The sequence below is a fragment of the Nocardioides sp. CPCC 206348 genome, from assembly GCF_048654705.1.
Taxonomy (GTDB): domain Bacteria; phylum Actinomycetota; class Actinomycetes; order Propionibacteriales; family Nocardioidaceae; genus Nocardioides.
On sequence record NZ_JBMCZA010000206.1, the window covers coordinates 837 to 17285 of the forward strand.

At 70.0% G+C, this 16449-nt stretch carries 13 protein-coding genes; 8 read left to right on the forward strand and 5 right to left on the reverse strand.

The window, feature by feature from the left end; all coding sequences use genetic code 11:
- The first annotated feature begins 20 nt into the window (after positions 1-20).
- Positions 21-1322, forward strand: a complete 1302-nt coding sequence (locus ACOADB_RS20325) for a lipase family protein (protein WP_378602694.1) — start codon at positions 21-23, stop codon at positions 1320-1322.
- Between the two features lie 6 nt (positions 1323-1328).
- Here the strand turns inward: ACOADB_RS20325 and trhA are convergent, their stop codons facing one another.
- The 3 genes from trhA to ACOADB_RS20340 are packed head-to-tail and all read right to left on the reverse strand — an operon-like array spanning position 1329 to position 4494.
- Entirely contained in the window at positions 1329-2039 is a 711-nt protein-coding gene (gene trhA, locus ACOADB_RS20330; protein ID WP_378602697.1) for a PAQR family membrane homeostasis protein TrhA, read from the reverse strand.
- Positions 2036-2935 carry a diacylglycerol kinase family protein gene (locus ACOADB_RS20335; RefSeq protein WP_378602700.1) on the reverse strand — a complete coding sequence of 300 codons (900 nt, stop codon included), beginning with the start codon at positions 2933-2935 and terminating at the stop codon, positions 2036-2038. Before ACOADB_RS20335 ends, trhA begins: the two co-directional genes overlap by 4 nt.
- Positions 2932-4494 (reverse strand): FAD-binding oxidoreductase, encoded by a 1563-nt coding sequence (locus ACOADB_RS20340; RefSeq protein WP_378602703.1) that lies wholly within the window; start codon positions 4492-4494, stop codon positions 2932-2934. The genes ACOADB_RS20335 and ACOADB_RS20340 overlap by 4 nt, the downstream gene beginning before the upstream one ends.
- Positions 4495-4511: 17 nt before the next feature.
- Between ACOADB_RS20340 and ACOADB_RS20345 the strand changes: the two genes are divergently transcribed.
- Positions 4512-5105: a TetR/AcrR family transcriptional regulator gene (locus ACOADB_RS20345; RefSeq protein WP_378602706.1), complete on the forward strand. Its 594-nt coding sequence runs from the start codon at positions 4512-4514 to the stop codon at positions 5103-5105.
- The gene (locus ACOADB_RS20350) at positions 5102-6613 is read left to right on the forward strand and encodes a glycerol-3-phosphate dehydrogenase/oxidase (RefSeq protein WP_378602709.1); all 1512 of its coding nucleotides are present in this window, start codon (positions 5102-5104) and stop codon (positions 6611-6613) included. Before ACOADB_RS20345 ends, ACOADB_RS20350 begins: the two co-directional genes overlap by 4 nt.
- 3 nt (positions 6614-6616) lie before the next feature.
- Here the strand turns inward: ACOADB_RS20350 and ACOADB_RS20355 are convergent, their stop codons facing one another.
- Positions 6617-7015 carry a low affinity iron permease family protein gene (locus tag ACOADB_RS20355; protein WP_378602712.1) on the reverse strand — a complete coding sequence of 133 codons (399 nt, stop codon included), beginning with the start codon at positions 7013-7015 and terminating at the stop codon, positions 6617-6619.
- An 82-nt stretch (positions 7016-7097) separates the two neighbouring features.
- On the opposite strand from ACOADB_RS20355, the gene ACOADB_RS20360 reads away from it, so the two are divergent.
- The 3 genes from ACOADB_RS20360 (at position 7098) to ACOADB_RS20370 (ending at position 11708) form a co-directional block, all read left to right on the forward strand.
- On the forward strand, positions 7098-9272 hold the full coding sequence (locus tag ACOADB_RS20360) for a molybdopterin-dependent oxidoreductase (RefSeq protein ID WP_378602715.1): 2175 nt from the start codon (positions 7098-7100) through the stop codon (positions 9270-9272).
- 1 nt (position 9273) lies between these two features.
- Entirely contained in the window at positions 9274-9900 is a 627-nt protein-coding gene (locus ACOADB_RS20365) for a class I SAM-dependent methyltransferase (protein WP_378602718.1), read from the forward strand.
- A 173-nt stretch (positions 9901-10073) separates the two neighbouring features.
- Complete coding sequence (locus ACOADB_RS20370; RefSeq protein ID WP_378602721.1) at positions 10074-11708, forward strand: GMC oxidoreductase; 1635 nt, start codon at positions 10074-10076, stop codon at positions 11706-11708.
- 65 nt (positions 11709-11773) lie between these two features.
- Here ACOADB_RS20370 and ACOADB_RS20375 read toward each other — a convergent pair whose 3' ends face one another.
- Complete coding sequence (locus ACOADB_RS20375) at positions 11774-13837, reverse strand: neutral/alkaline non-lysosomal ceramidase N-terminal domain-containing protein (RefSeq protein ID WP_378602724.1); 2064 nt, start codon at positions 13835-13837, stop codon at positions 11774-11776.
- Positions 13838-14144: 307 nt separating this feature from the next.
- Between ACOADB_RS20375 and ACOADB_RS20380 the strand changes: the two genes are divergently transcribed.
- Both ACOADB_RS20380 and ACOADB_RS20385 read left to right on the forward strand, forming a co-directional pair.
- Positions 14145-14726, forward strand: a complete 582-nt coding sequence (locus ACOADB_RS20380) for a hypothetical protein (protein ID WP_378602727.1) — start codon at positions 14145-14147, stop codon at positions 14724-14726.
- Positions 14727-14811: 85 nt separating this feature from the next.
- Positions 14812-16404 carry a LuxR C-terminal-related transcriptional regulator gene (locus ACOADB_RS20385; RefSeq protein ID WP_378602730.1) on the forward strand — a complete coding sequence of 531 codons (1593 nt, stop codon included), beginning with the start codon at positions 14812-14814 and terminating at the stop codon, positions 16402-16404.
- Positions 16405-16449 lie beyond the last annotated feature (45 nt).

Consider the following 16449-nt stretch of genomic DNA (forward strand, 5'->3'; position numbering starts at 1 on the left):
GCAAATGCTTGTATGACGTCGTGCAACCCCTGCCCGATCAGGCCTCGGCCCCCGCTGCCGACGCGAAGACCGCCCGCCCGCTGCTCCCCCAGGACGATCCGTTCCTGGTCGCACCGACCGGTCTCGGCCTCCTCGCCCCGGGCGCGATCATCCGTTCCCGCGAGGTGGAACTGGCGTTCCTGGGCCTGATCCCCCAGCAGGTGTCGGCATGGCAACTGGTCTACCGGAGCACCGACCTGAACGGCGCACCCGAGGCGGCCGTCACCACGGTGGTGCTCCCCGAGGGCGCCGACCCGAACGAACCGCGACCGCTGCTGGCCTACCAGTGCGCGATCGACGCGATCTCGGGCAAGGCCTTCCCGTCGTACGCCCTGCGTCAGGGCGCCCGCTCATGGGGCTCCATTCCCCCACTGGAATTCGCCCTGCTGGCCGGGGTGCTGCGCAAGGGCTGGGCACTGTCGCTGTGCGACCACGAGGGCCTTCTAGGCCGTTTCGGCGCCGCACGCGAGCCCGGGTACCGGGTGCTCGACGGCGTCCGGGCCGCCCTCGACTTCGAGCCGCTGGGACTCCAGGCCTCCACGCCCGTCGGCCTCATGGGCTACTCCGGCGGCGGCATGGCCTCGTCCTGGGCCGCCGAGATGGCACCCGAGTACGCACCGGAGCTGAACATCGTCGGCGCCGCACTCGGCGCGCCCGTGGGTGATCCGGCCGAGACGTTCATCCGGCTCAACGGCACCTTCCACGCCGGGCTGCCGGCGATGGTCGTCGCGGGCCTGCGCAGCGGCTACCCCGGGCTCGCCCGCGTCATCCAGGAACACGCCTCCTTCGAGGGCAGGCGGCACCTGCAGCGGCTCGAGACGTCCAGCACGCTGGCGGCCGTCGTCCACCACCGCAACCACGACTTCGACGACTACCTCGACGCGCCACTGGCTGACGTGCTGGGCACGCCCGAGGTCCTGCACGTCTTCGACGACCTGCGCCTGGGCCAGCGGATCCCGGCCTGTCCGGTCCTGATGACGCAGGCGACCCATGACCAGATCATCCACATCGAGGACGTCGACGGTCAGCAACAGCGGTACGTCGACGGCGGCGCGACCGTGCACTACGTCCGGGACCGCTTCAGCGAACACCTCAGCCTGCACCCGCTGGCGCTGCCGCTGATGATCGGCTGGATGGCCGACCGGTTCGCCGGCAAGCCCGCTCCGACCGGCACCCGGACGGTGCTCTCGGTCGCCCTGTCACTGCGGTCGCTGTGGGGGTACGTCGGGATGGCGACGGCCGCGATCCGCACGGTGACGGGTCGGCCGCTCAGCGCTCGCTGACGCCAGTCACCTCAGCGCGTACGTCGCCAGCGACACCGCCACGTAGTGGCAGACGAAGGCGAGGATCGTGAAGGTGTGGAACACCTCGTGGAAGCCGAACCACTCCGGCTTGGGGTTCGGCTTCTTCAGGCCGTAGATCACCGCACCGAGGGTGTAGAGGATGCCGCCCGAGGCGACCAGGACGAGCGTGGCGATCGCGACCGCCGTACCGAGCTTCTCGCTGCCGTCGATGAAGTCGGGGATGAAGAACACCGCGGCCCAGCCCATGCCGATGTAGATCGGCGTGTAGAGCCAGCGCGGGGCGCCGGTCCAGAACACCCGGAACAGCACGCCGAGCACCGCGGCTCCCCAGATGACGACCAACAGCACCACCCGGGACGTGCCGTCGAGCAGGAGCATCGCGAACGCGGTGTAGGTGCCGGCGATCAGCACGAAGATGTTGGCGTGGTCGAAGCGGCGCAGCATCGCCCAGATCGCCGGCTTCCACGTGCCGCGGTGATAGATCGCGGAGACGCCGAACAGGAGCAGCGCCGACGCGATGAAGACCGCCGATCCGGCCTTGGTCTCCCCGGTCGGCGACAGCACGATCAGGACGACGCCGGCGGCGATCACGAACGGGACCGACCCCGCGTGCAGCCAGCCGCGCAGCTTCGGCTTGAGCTCGGCCATCTTGTCGGCCATCACCGTGAGGGCGGCCTCGTGGTCAAGGAACTTCACGTGAGGATCTTCAGGGCACCGGGCAGGACACGCACAACCGCCGGCTGTTCCTGAGACGTCGGCAACATCCCGAGCGGCTCGCCGTCGCCACCCATGGGCACGGAAGGACTCCCACTGATCTCCACTGTTGCCCCCCGCAGCACGGTCACCTGGTCGAGCAGGACGTGCGCGCCGTCGTACACCTTCGGCAACGCCTTCATCATCTCGCGACGCGAGGCTGCTTCGATGACGATCACATCGAGGAGTCCGTCGGTCAATGACGCGTCCGGGGCGATGTGCATGCCCTTGCCGTAGTAGCCGGAGTTGGCCACGACGACGGTGGCCGCGACGAAGGAGTGCGTCGTACCGTCGATGACGACCGTGAACGTCGAGGGGACGTACGTCGCCAGGGAGTGCACCGCGGCGTAGGGGTACTGCAGCTTCGCCGGCATCCAGCGGACCTTGTCGACGATCTCGCCGGCGCGCGCATCGACACCTGAGTAGACCGAACCGGCCACCAGGCGCGGTTCGGCGCCCGGCAGCGTCACGGAGATCAGGTCGGTCGGCGTCTCGGCACCCTCGAGGAGCACCTTCGCGATGGCCTCGGAGTCCTCGGACAGCTTCAGCATCCGGGCGAAGTCGTTGCCGCGGCCGGCCGGGATCATGCCCAGCACCCCGTTGTCCTGCGAGACCTGGCCGGCGATCGACGACAGCATGCCGTCGCCGCCGACGGCGACGATCACGTCACCGCGCGCGACCCCGGCCCGGACCAGGTCGAGCGTGGCCTTGGGGCCGGGTGAGTACGTGACCTCGACCTCGGCGCCGGCGTCGCGGAGCAGCCGCGCCACGGGGACGACGGCGGCCGGAGCCGCGCCACCACCCGACAGCGGGTTGACGAGGAAGGAGAACGACCTCACGGGATCAGCACCCCCGGATTGAGGATCCCGGTGGGATCGACGGTGGCCTTCACGCCGCGCAGCATAGCGACGCCGACCGGGCCGATCTCCCGCGCGAACCAGGCCTTGTGGTCGGTGCCGACCGCGTGGTGGTGCGTGATCGTGGCACCGGACTCGATCATGGCGTCGGACGCTGCCGCCTTGGCCGCGAGCCAGCGCGGAAGCGGGTCGTCGCCCTGCTTGGCCGCGACCGTGAAGTAGAGCGAGCAACCGGTCTCGTAGACGTGCGAGACGTGGCAGAGCACCAGGGTGCCCTCGCCGAGGCTGGCCTCGAGCGCGGCCTTCACGCTGGTGTAGAGGCGGTCGGTGTTGGACCAGAACGTCGCCGTCTCCAGCGTCTCCACCAGGACACCCACGTCGAGCATCGAGTCGCGGAGGTACGGCGCGTGGAAGCGCCCGGCGAGCCAGGCGTTGCCGCGCTCCTCACCGAGCGGCTCGCCGCCGAGGGCGGTCAGCGCCTCGGTGACGACGGTCCGCTTGTTGGCGATCGAGGCACCTTCGTGGCCGACGATCATCAGGCAGCCGGTGGCGGCTTCCGCACCGACGGCCGTCTGGCTGGCCAGGTTGAGGGCCGTCTCGGTCTCGTCGGAGAGCCGGATGATGGTCGGGAGCAGCTGGTTCTGCGCGAGGTGGCGCATCGCGGCCTGACCGGCGGCGAACGACTCGAAGCGCCAGGCTTCGTACGCCGTCTCGGTGGCGATCGCGCGGACCCGCACCGTGACCTCGGTGATGACACCGAAGGTGCCCTCCGAGCCGAGCAGGAGCTGGCGCAGGTCGGGGCCGGCGGCGTTCTGCGGCGAGGAGCCGGCGACCAGCTCACCGACGGGCGTGGCGACCTTGAGGCCGACGACCAGCTGGTCGAAGCGGCCGAAGCTCGCGCTGTTCTGGCCGCTGCTGCGCGTCGCGGCGAAACCACCGATGGTGGCGAATTCGAAGGACTGCGGGAAGTGCCCGAGGGTGACGCCGAACTCGGCGAGGGCGGCCTCGGCCTCGGGGCCGCGCATGCCGGGCTGCAGCTTCGCCGTCATCGAGATCGGGTCGACGCTGACGAGCTGGTTGAGCCGGATCAGGTCCAGGCTGACGAGGCCGGCGTAGCCCTCACGGCGCGCGACGAGACCGCCGGTGACCGACGTACCGCCCCCGAAGGGGACGACGGCGACGTGGTGGTCGACGGCCCACGCGAGCAGCTGGACGACCTCGTCGTGGCTGCCGGGTCGCGCGACGACGTCCGGGGCGTCGGTGAGGTCACCGGCACGGGCCTTGAGCAGGTCGGGGGTCGACTTGCCGCGGGTGCGCAGGCGGCGGGTCTCGTCGTCGGTGAGCACATGGGCGGCGCCGATGACGTCGCGCAGGCCGGCGAGCAGGTCGTCCGGGAGGCCCGAGGCCGGAACGCTGACCGACTCCACGGCCGGGGTGTCGAGCGCGCCGAACGCGAGCTCCACGAGACCTTGGGTGGACTCCGGGAGGGGACCGGCGTGGCTGGCGTCGCCCCAGCGCTGGGGGTGCATTTCTCGGGTCATGCGTTACAGTGTGACACATGACGTCAGTTCGTAACAAGGATCGCTTCCTCGACGCAGCCCGCGAGGTCATCCTCACGGTGGGCTGGAAGCGCGCCACCCTCACCGACGTGGCCCGTCGTGCCGACGTGTCCCGGATGACGGTCTACCGCGCCTACCCGGACATGCAGTCGATCCTCGCCGACCTGATGACGCGCGAGTGGGTCGCGCAGATCGACGGCGTCGTCAACGAGGTCGTCAACGAGGTCGAGCAAGACGGCGACAGCGTGCTCGACGTGATCGCGCGCCGGCTGGCTGCCGCGGTGTCCGTGCTGCGCGAGAACGAGCTGTTCCGCCGGATCATCGACGTCGACCCCGAGCAGCTGCTGCCTTACCTGATCGACCGGCGAGGTCGCTCCCAGGACGTCATCATCGGCGCCCTTGCCGACCGCCTCGCGCAAGCACAGGCCGTCGGCGAGGTCCGGGCCGGGAACCCGCTGCTGCTGGCCCGCTCCCTCATGCTCGCCGCCCACGGCTTCGCGATCTCGGCGCACACGATGCAGGACGACGACCTGACCCAGGCCGACTTCGACACCGAACTCACGACTCTCGTCCGGAGGTACCTCGCGCCATGACGTCGTCACCCACCCGCCTCCGGCCCGGCCTGGCCGACGCACCCGCCTCGGTCGACCTGCTGGTGATCGGGCTCGGCGTCACCGGCGCCGGGGTCGCCCTCGACGCCGTCTCGCGCGGCCTGACCGTCCTGGCCGTCGACGCCCACGACTTCGCGTTCGGCACGTCGCGGTGGTCGAGCAAGCTCGTGCACGGCGGCCTGCGCTATCTCGCCAACGGCCAGGTCGGCGTGGCCCACGAGAGCGCGGTCGAACGCGGCATCCTGATGGAGTCGACCGCTCCGCACCTGAGCCACCCGATGCCGATGCTGCTGCCGCTGATGACCAGCGTCTCCCTCGCGCAGGCCGCGCTCGCCTCGGCCGGTTTCCGGGCCGGCGACGCCCTGCGCATCAGCGCGGGCACCAGTGCCGAGACGCTCCCCCGCCCGCGGCGGATCTCCCGCAACGAGGCACTCCGGCTCGCCCCTGGCTTGCGCCTGTCCGGCCTGCGCGGCGGCCTGCTCAGCTGGGACGGCCAGCTCGAGGACGACGCCCGCTTCGTCACCTGCCTCGCCCGGACCGCAGCCTCGCTCGGGGCCGAGGTGCGCACCCGCGCGCGGGTGCTGTCCGCGACGGGCAAGGGCGCCGTGCTCCGTGACGAGCTGACGGGCGAGACCGTCGGCGTCACCGCTCGAGCGGTCATCAACGCCACCGGGGTGTGGGCCGGGACCCTGGTCGAGAACGTGAGGCTCAAGCCGTCGCGCGGCACGCACCTGGTGCTCCGGGAGTCGACGCTGCCCGGCCTGGCCGCCTCGCTCACGGTGCCCGTCCCCGGGACCACCAGCCGGTTCGTGTTCGCCCTCCCCCAGCCCGACGGCACGATCTACGTCGGCCTGACCGACGAGGAGACCGAGGGCGAGATCCCCGACGTCCCCCAGGGCACCGAGGCCGAGATCGGTTTCCTGCTCGACGTCGTCGGCGCCGCGTTCGAGAAGCCGCTCCGGCGCTCGGACGTGATCGGCACGTACGCCGGACTCCGGCCGCTGCTCGACTCCGACGGCGCGACGGCCGACCTGTCGCGCAAGCACGCCGTGCTCACCTCACCGACCGGCGTCGTGACCGTCGTCGGCGGCAAGCTGACCACCTACCGGCAGATGGCCGAGGACGCCGTCGACGCCGTCGCCCTCACTGCGGCACCCTGCGTCACGCGCAACCTGCCGCTGCTGGGCGCCGCGCCCCGCGAGGAGCTCGCGAAGCTCGAAGCCCCCGCCCGTCTCGTACGACGATTCGGCACCGAGGCCGCACTGGTGCTGTCCAACGCGGTCGATGTGACCGGGTTGCCCGAGCACGAGCTCCTGGCCCCCGGCCCGCAGGGCATCACGCTCGCGGAGCTGGTCTTCGGCATCACCCACGAAGGCGCTGCCGACGTGGACGACCTGCTCGATCGTCGTACCCGGGTGGGGCTGGTGCCCGCGGACCGGGTGCTGGCGCTGCCGATGGCCGAGCGGGCGTTCGAGCTCTGCCGGCACTGAAGCTCAGTCGCTGCTCTCGCGATCCTGCAGACCGACCGCGGCGCGCAGCTCCTTGGCGTGCTTCTGGACCTCCTCGGAGTCGGAGTCGGCTGCGATCGCAGCGAGCACCGCGGCGAAGGCATCCAGCTTGCGGTGCAACGCCTGCTCGGACCGGCGGTTGTGGTTCTCGAGCAGCACGACGAGGAACAGGGTGAGGATCTCCGCGGGGAGCACGAAGGCGATGTACCAGTGGTCGAGCGAGTGCAGCAGGAAGTAGCTCGGCGCCCACAGCAGGGTGAGACCCACGATCGCGAGGAAGAACAGGTCACGGGACGCGACGTCCTGGGCCCGGGCGGCGAACTCGTCGAACCAGTTGCGCCGTGACGAGACCTCGGACGGATTGCGATGTTCGTCGTCGTTCATCGGGCCACGCTAGTCGCTGGGTCGTCCCCGCGTGCACGGAGTGACCATGGCCCGCGGGCCCCCGATCCGCAACACTGCTCGAATGACGGTGGAACAGAAGGTCACCTACTGCCGGATCTGTGAGCCCCTGTGCGGTCTGGTCGCGACGGTCGAGGACGGTCGGTTGCTCTCGCTGCGCCCCGACCAGGACCACCCGCTCTCGCGCGGCCAGGCGTGCCCGAAGGGGATCGCGTTCACCGACGTCCAGAACGACCCCGACCGCGTGCTGCATCCGCTCCGTCGCAACGCGTCGGGCGAGTTCGAGCAGGTGAGCTGGGACGACGCCCTGTCCGACATCGCGTCCCGGCTCAGGAAGATCCGGTCGACGTACGGCGGCAAGGCGGTCGGGATGTACTTCGGCAACCCGAGCGCCTTCTCCTACTCGACCACCCTCTGGGTCGCGGGCTTCATGAAGGGGCTCGGGTCCGACCACCTCTACTCGGCCGGTTCGCAGGACATCAACAGCCGCTTCGTCGCCAGCCAGCTGTTGTACGGCGCCCTGACGCAGCTGCCGTTCCCGGACCTCCCCCGCACCGACTTCCTGCTCGTCCTCGGCGCCAATCCGCTCGTTTCGCACGGGAGCGCGATCAACGCGCCGCGCATCAAGGACCACCTGAAGGCGATCACCACGCGCGGCGGCCGTGTCGTCGTGGTCGACCCGCGTCGGTCCGAGACGGCCCGCGCCTTCGAGCACGTGTCCGTGAACCCCGACTCCGACGCGTGGCTGCTCCTCTCACTGCTGCACGTGATCTTCGAGGAGGGCCTGGCCGACGAGGCCGCGCTCCAGCGGCAGACCCGCGGTGTCGACCTGATCCGCACGGCCGCGGCTGCACAGTCGCCCGAGGACACGGAAGCGATCACCGGCGTGCCCGCGGCCACTGTCCGGCAGCTGGCGCGGGACTTCGCCACGGCGCCGAGCGCGTCGGCGTACGGCCGGACAGGGGCGTGCCTGGGCCGACACGCCACGCTGGTCAGCTTCCTGATCGACGTGCTCTCCATCGTCACCGGCAACCTGGATCGCGCCGGCGGCACGCTGTTCAGCCTCGGCGCCATCCCCCTGGAGGAGATGGCGGAACGGGTCGGCCTGGCGTCGTACGACACGAAGCGCTCGCGGCTCGGCGACTTCCCCGAGGTGCTCGGATCGTTCCCCGCAGCCCTGATGGCCGACGAGATCACGACCCCGGGCAAGGGCCAGATGAAGGCGATGTTCCTCGTCGCCGGCAACCCGGTCCTCTCGGTCCCGAACGGCGAGGCGTTGTCCGCGGCGCTGCCCGAGCTCGACCTGTTGGTGTCCCTGGACCTCTACGTCAACGACACCAACCGGCACGCCGACTACGTCCTGCCCTCGACGACCTTCCTCGAACGCGAGGACTTCCCCATCGCCATTGCGTCGGCGGCCCCGACGCCCTTCTTCCAGTCGACCGAGGCGGTCGTGACGCCGTACGGCGAAGCCCGCCAGGAGTGGGAGATCGTCGACGAGATCGCCCGCCGGGCAGGCGTCGCCCTGTTCATGCTCGGGCCGCTGCGGCACGTGGGGAGGCCGGTCGCCCTCGCCCATCGACTCTCCCCCGTCTGGCTGACCCCGCGCGCCCTCATCGAGACGCTCCTGCGTCTCGGCCCGTACGGCGACCGGTTCGGCCTGCGACGCGGCGGGCTCAACGCCGCCAGGCTGCGCAAGAACCCGCACGGCATCGTGCTGGGCGACCACGCCGCCACCGGGCAGCTCAAGCACGCGGTGCGACACCGAGGCGGGAAGGTCCGCCTCGATCCCCCGGAGATCGCAGCCGAGCTCGCCCGCCTGGGCGACCGGCACGTCGACGACGCGGCGTACCCGCTGCGGCTGATCGGACTGCGCGAGCTGCGCTCCCAGAACTCGTGGATGCACAACAGCGAGTTGCTGATGAAGGGCAAGCGCGAGCACCGGGCCCGGATCAACCCGACCGACGCGGCCACGTCGGGGATCGCCGACGGTGCCCAGGTCCGGATCCGCTCCGAGCACGGCGTCATCGAGACGACCGCGCTGCTCACCGACGACGTCAGGGTCGGCACGGTCGCCGTACCCCACGGTTGGGGCCACGTCGGAGGTGGCTGGGAGCGCGCCAACAAGGCGGGCGGCAGCAACGTCAACCAGCTCACGTCCAGCAAGGTGGCCGATGTCGAGCGGCTGGCCGGGATGGCGCACCTCAACGGCGTGCCGATCGCGCTCGAGGCGGTCTGACATGAGCATGTGGGGACGGATCTTCGCGGCTGGCTACGACCGGATCATGGCCGGTGTCGAGAAGTCCGTGCTCGGGGCGCACCGCGAGGCGCTGGTCGGCCGCGCGAGCGGGCGGGTGCTGGAGATCGGCGGCGGCACCGGCGCGAACCTTCCGTACTACCGCGACGGCATCACCGAGCTCGTCATCACCGAGCCGGAGGAGCCGATGGCCCGCCGACTGGAGCACAAGCTGGCCGCCTCCACCCTGCAGGCACTGGTCACGCGGGCGCCGGCCGAGAAGCTGCCGTTCGCGGACGCGAGCTTCGACTTCGCGGTCTCCACCCTGGTCCTGTGCACGGTCGATGACCCGGCGAAGTCACTCGCCGAGATCCGGCGACTGCTCAAGCCGGACGGGACGCTGCTCTTCCTCGAACACGTCCGCTCCGACGACCCCGGGCTGGCTCGCTGGCAGGACCGCCTGCACGGCGTGCAGGTCCGCGTCGGACACGGCTGTCACTGCAATCGCGACACGCTCGCCTCGATCGAGCAGTCGGGCTTCACGGTGTCCGAGCTGCAGCACGACCGGATGCTCAAGGCCCCGCCGATCGTGCGGCCCCTCATCGTCGGGATCGCTCAAGCCAGCACCTGATCGACCTTCCGGCCGCCACCCACGGCCCGCCAGAACGCTCAATTTCTGGGCGCCCGACTGGACAGATGTCCAAAGAATTCGCCCCACGGTTACCACCCGGTAGGGGGTGACGCCTCACCCGTCGGACATGTAGAACATGTTCTTGTTTCGTCCGACAACGTGAGGGAGATCACATGCAGGACACAACGACGCCGGGCAAGGGACGCAGCCGCGTCTCCCGGCGCGGATTCCTGGCCGGCACCGGCTCGGCCTTCGGCATCGCGGCGGTAGGACTGCCCGCCGCGATGCCGGGGCGGGCAAGTGCGGCCGCGATCGGGAACGGCGCCTCGGTTCCGGCGCTGGTCATCGGGACCGGGTACGGCGGCGCGGTGGCCGCGTTGCGCCTCGCGCAGGCCGGCGTACAGGTCGAGATGGTCGAGATGGGCATGTCCTGGGACACCCCCGGCGCTGACGGGAAGATCTTCCCGAAGGTGACCTCCCCGGACAAGCGGGCCTACTGGCTGCGCACCAAGACCAAGGCACCGGTCAGCAACTTCTTCGGGTTCCCGATCGACACCGACATCACCAGGTACACCGGCGTCCTGGACGCGGAGGAGTTCGCCGGCATCACGGTCTACCAGGGCCGTGGCGTGGGCGGCGGCTCGCTGGTCAACGGTGGCATGGCGGTGACCCCGAAGCAGTCGCGCTTCAACTCGATCCTGCCCTCGGTCGACGCGACGGAGATGTACGACACCTACTACCCGCGGGCCAACACCGCACTCGGCGTCTCTTCCATCGACCCGGCATGGTTCGAGACCGCGAGCTGCTACCAGTACGCCCGGGTCGGACGGAAGCACGCACAGCGCTCGGGCTTCGCGTGGACGTTCGTCCCGGACATCTACGACTGGAACTACATGAAGGCCGAACAGGCCGGGACGGTCACCCGTTCGGCGCTCGACGGCCAGGTCATGTACGGCAACGACCACGGCAAGAAGTCGCTCGTCCAGACCTACCTCGCGCAGGCGCTGGCGACCGGACGGGTGAACGTCTCGACGCTGCACCGGGTCACCTCGGTGACGCCGGCGTCCGGTGGCGGCTTCACGGTGACGATCGAGCAGATCGACACCTCGGGCAACGTGGTCACGACGAAGACGGTCACGGCGGCGAAGGTCTTCTTCGCGGCCGGCAGCGTCGGCACGAGCAAGCTGCTGGTCAAGCTCAAGGCCACCGGCGCCCTGCCTGCCCTCAACAACGAGGTCGGCAAGGGCTGGGGCGACAACGGCAACGTGATGGTCGGTCGCGCCAACCACATGTGGGACGCGACCGGCACCCTGCAGTCGACGATTCCCTGCTCGGGCATCGACAACTGGGACGCCGGCGGTGCCTTCGCAGAGGTCGCTCCCCTGCCGACCGGCATCGAGACCTATGCGTCGCTCTACCTGGCGATCACCAGGACGACCCGGCGTGCCGAGTTCACCTGGAACGCCGCGGCCAACAAGGTCGACCTGTCCTGGCAGACCGCCTGGAAGCAGGACTCCATCAACATGGCCAAGACCATCTTCGACAAGATCAACAGCAAGGAAGGCACGATCTACCGCACCGACCTCTTCGGCGGCTACAAGGTCTGGCAGGACGGCCTGACCTACCACCCGCTCGGCGGCGCGGTCCTCAACAAGGCGACCGACAACTACGGCCGGTTGCACGGATACACCGGGCTCTACGTCATCGACGGTGCGTTGATCCCCGGCAACACCACGGTGAACCCGTTCGTCACCATCACCGCGCTGGCCGAGAGGAACATCGACAACATCCTCGCGAACGACGTCTGAGCGACGTCTGTGGGGCCGACGGGCGAGGGCACGCTGGGTGCCCTCGCCCGTCGGGGTCCACCGGCTCACTGCGTGACGACGAACGCCGGGCTGGTGCCCGTGAACGGGCTGATCGCACCGAACAGGTTCCGGGCGTCCCCGAAGTAGCGGATCCGGTAGCTGCCCGTCGGGGTGCCGACCGGGATGTCCCACGTCACCGTGGCCCTGGACGCCGCGAGGCCCTCACGCGCCCACCGGAACTTCGTGGACCAGTCGCCGTCGTCGGCCACCCGCACCCAGGCCGAACCGACCTTGCGTTCCACCGCGAGATAGGTCCCGCCGAGATGGAGGTTGTTGTTGGGGTGCGCACCGACGAAGGTCACGGAGACCTGGTCGCCGATCGGGTACGACGCGGACGGGGCCTTGAGGACGTCGCCGTAGCCGTGCCCCAGGGACGGGGCATCCATGACGACGGCGCCGGAGAGACTGGGGATCTGCTCGCCGCTCCGGTCGCGCTCCTTGGTGCCGAGCTCGACCGGGGAGCCGGCCTTCATCGCCGTGGCCAGGCCTGCCGTGACCTGCATGAAGGCCGGGAGCTCGTAGCGGCCGAACAACGTGCTGGCTGCCTCGTACTCCTTGGAGTCGTACTCCTCGGGTGTCGTCAGGTAGTGGGCATAGGCATTGGCATAGCCCTGCACCAGCACGTTCTTCAGGTCGGCGCCGACGATCCTGGCGACCGTGCGCCGCAGCCGCAGCCCCGAGACGATGGTGACTTCGGCAGGCATCCCGATCAGGTAGAGCCCGCCGATGCGCATCAGCTGCACCGGCAGCTTCTGCTGCACGAGGTCGAGCGAGCCGGCGGGGAGCAGCACCTCCTTCGGCGCCTGGCAGGCCTTGAGCTCCGGGCTGGCGGTGTACAGGAGATCGGCGATTCCGCTCCACAACGGGTCGCCGCCGGCCTGCCCGCTGTGGATCGGCAGGCCCCCGCCACCGTCCTCCGTGCTGCCAGCGATGAACCCAGCCCCCAGAGCTGCGCTGCAGGTGCTGTGCGGCTTGCCGTCGGGGGTGTAGGCGCCGCTCACGTCGACGTCCGCCATGTCGACGTACACGATCCGTGAGTCGACGCCGCCCGTGACGGTGCGAACGTTGGTGGCCAGGCCCTTGGACGCGGAGTCGTACATCCGCGTGCCGATGATCCGCGTGTTCTCGAACTCGTCCGCGGTGGGTCCGTCGGTGGGATGCAGGTTGAGGTTCGGCGACATGTCGCCCGCGTTGGTCTGCGCGAAGGACGAGATGAAGGCCGGATCCGTCTGGCCGACGTAGTCGACCTGCTTGACCTGCCGCTCCCAGCGGTAGGACGCGAAACCCTTGTTGTCCGGGCTGATCAGTGTGTTGTGGGTGGACATGCTGGTCGCGTGGACAGGGAACCAGTTGATGACTCCGTCGAGAACGCCGCCCCGGCGCACCTGCAAGGTGGTGGACTGCGGGTCGATGGCGTTGGGGAACATCGCCTTGTCTGCAGCCGGGTTCCGGTCGAAGGCGGTCCTGGCCCGATTCACGCTGGCGTTGTTCAGCTGGCTCGTCGAGAGCGTCAGTGCCGCCGGAGCCAGGTCGGCGTGGGCCCGGGTGATGGAGCTGACGATCCCGTTGACCAGGGCTTCGAAGGTCTTGCCCTGATAGCCGAGGGTCGTCAGGTTGTAGAGATTGTGGTGCGAGTCGCCGCCCGGCCCTGCGTGGGTGTGAGTGGCGGTCAGCATGACGTTGCGCTCGGAATAGGTCCCCGGCAGGCGCTGGTCGAGGCGCGTGAGTACGGCGTCCCGGATGCTCTGGAAGATCATTCCCGTGTCGGCGACGACATGGACGACACGCTCGCCCGTCGCACGGTCCACGATCACGAAGGCGCGCGAGCGCTGCCGCAGGTGGATCCCCGACGTGTTCTGCGCGAAGTCGGCGTAGCCCAGCATGCCGTTCTCGGCCGGCTGCCCGGTGACGTCGGCGATGCCGCGTCCCACGAGGTACGGCTCGCTCGCTGCGGCGACCCCGCTGGCCGCAGGAGCGGCGCCGGGCACCAGGCCGGCCGTCGCGAGGACGAGGACGATGAGCCCGCAGAGTGCGGCCAGGGCTTTGCGCGAGAGGGGACGGTGCGACACGGAGACCTCGAGAAGAGTTGGGGTGCCACGTCCACCAGGTCGACATGGCCGGTCCCGCGACCGTAGGAGCAGCACCACGTCGATGTGAAACACCCTTTCCGTGCCGGATTCACCGGTTTCCGCTGTGACGGACTTCCCTGTCGCCTCGGGGCACGTTGGTGGTTCCGCCGGAGCCCTGACGACCGGGTCGATCAGGGGCAGCAGTGGTCCGGGACGATCGACAGGCCGTGACAGGACCTTTGGCCCTCACCACCGACAGCCGTGCGCGACAGATTGGGGAGCACGAAGAACTGAGGAGGTCCTGACCATGGCGGTCATCCAGCACGACATCACCCCCACCACCACGACCGGTGATTCCCGCGGCGTCCGGCTGACGGGTACGGCGGCCCGCGCGGTCGCCGTACTCCGGATCGGCTTCGGGCTCACCTTCCTGTGGGCCTTCGTCGACAAGGTCTTCGCACTCGGCTTCCACACGGGCTACGACCAGACCGGCACGCTCGACCGGTTCGGCGACGCGGCCTGGATCCACGGCGGCAGCCCCACCGAGGGGTTCCTCGCGTTCGGCGCCGACGGTCCCTTCAAGGGCTTCTACAACAGCATCGCCGGTGCCGCCTGGGCCGACACGCTCTTCATGCTGGCCCTGCTCGGCATCGGCCTCGCACTGACTCTCGGCGTCGCAATGCGCCTGGCCGCCGGCTCCGGCGCACTGCTCTACGTGATGATGTGGACCGTCGTCCTGCCGCCCGAGAACAACCCGGTGCTCGATGACCACCTGCTCGGTGCGATCACGCTCGTCGTGCTGGCCCTGCTCAGCGCCGGAACCACGTGGGGGCTGGGTGCCCGCCTCGAGAAGACCGAACTGCTCCACCGGTTCCCTGTTCTCCGCTGACGCACGTCGATTCCCCGGGGCGTCACTCGCTCCGGAGTGAGCCGAACGGCTGTCCGCGCGCGATGAACGGCCGTAATGTCAGAGGGTGACCGAGCTCGCGGACGCCGAGGAGTTCCGCCGACGGCGGGACTGGTCGGCGGCGTACGACGCCTTCGCCTCCCTCTCCGATCGCACGCCATCGGTCGTCGAGGGCCAGGCGGAAGCGGCCTGGTGGCTGGGCAGGACGGACGAGTCGATCCGGCTCTACACCGAGGCCTATCGCGGGTATCCCGAGCCGGCCGAGGGCGCCGCGCACGTCGCCGTACTCCTCTCCATCCACACGCGACTGCTGGGCGAGGCCTCGCAGAGCGCTGGCTGGGTCGGGCGCGCCCAGCGGATCCTGGACCAGCTTCCGGAGAGTGCCGCCCATGGGTACCCCCTGTATCTCGGGACAGCGGGACTCATGGGCGGCGACCTGCACGATGCCGAGGCCTCGGCCCACCGCCTGCAGGACCTCGGTCGCCGGCACGACGACCCCACCCTCGTGGCCCTGGGCGTCTACTTCGAAGGTCGGGTGCGGATCCGGCAGGCCAGGGTCGCCGAGGGCCTGGCGCTGCTCGACGAGGCCATGGTTGCTGCCCTGTCGGACGACCTCGGTCCGCTGTGGACGGGCGCGATCTACTGCGGACTGATGGACGCGTGCAACGAGCTGCGCGACCTGCGCCGCGCCTCGGAGTGGACCGAGGCCACCCGCCGCTGGTCGGAGCCGCTGCCGCTGGCCTCGCTCTTCCCGGGCATCTGCCGGGTGCACCGGGCACAGAACCTGCAACGCCGCGGCGCGTGGGAGGAAGCCGAGCAGGAAGCGCTCGGCGCCTGTCAGGACATGGTCGGGATCGACGTCTTCGCCGTCGCGGACGCCTACTACGAGGTCGGCGAGGTACGGCGGCTCCGCGGCGACCTCGACGGAGCGGAGCAGGCCTACACCCAGGCGCACGACTACGGACGGGACCCGCAGCCCGGAATGCCGCTCCTGCGCCTGGCGCAGGGCCGCATCCCCCAGGCATCCGCATCGATCGCGGCCGCACTCGCCTCGCACGCCGGAAGCCGGCTGGAGCGCGCGCCCCTCATGGCTGCACAGGTCGACATCGCGCTCGCAGCAGGCGACGTCGACGCCGCTGACAGCGCGGCCGACGAGCTCACCACCATCGCCGAGACGTTCGACAGCGTCGGTCTCCGCGCGGAAGCGCACCGCTGTCGTGGCGCGGTGGCCATCGCCGCGGGACGAACGGTGGAGTCACTCGGGGCTCTGCGATTGGCGTTCAACGCATGGCGCGAGCTCGACGTACCGTTCGAGGCCGCGCGCACCCGCCTCCTGCTGGCACGGGCCCTGGCCGAGCTGGGCGATGCGGACGGCGCTGCCCGCGAGGAGGCGGCCGCACAGGCGTGCTTCGACAAGCTCGGCGTGACGGTTCCTCGCGAGGCCACGACGGCCGGGCTGACGGCCCGCGAGCTGGAGGTGATCCGCCTGCTGGCGTCCGGGAAGAGCAACCGGGCCATCGCGGACGAGCTGGTCCTGAGCCCCAAGACCGTGGCCCGGCACCTGTCCAACATCTTCGCGAAGACGGGCACGACCTCGCGATCCGCCGCGACGGCGTTCGCCTACGACCACGGACTGATGGGTCGAACCACCCACGTCTGACCAGCGTGGAAATGGGTCGCCTGCCCGATGAGCGGACCGCCCTCG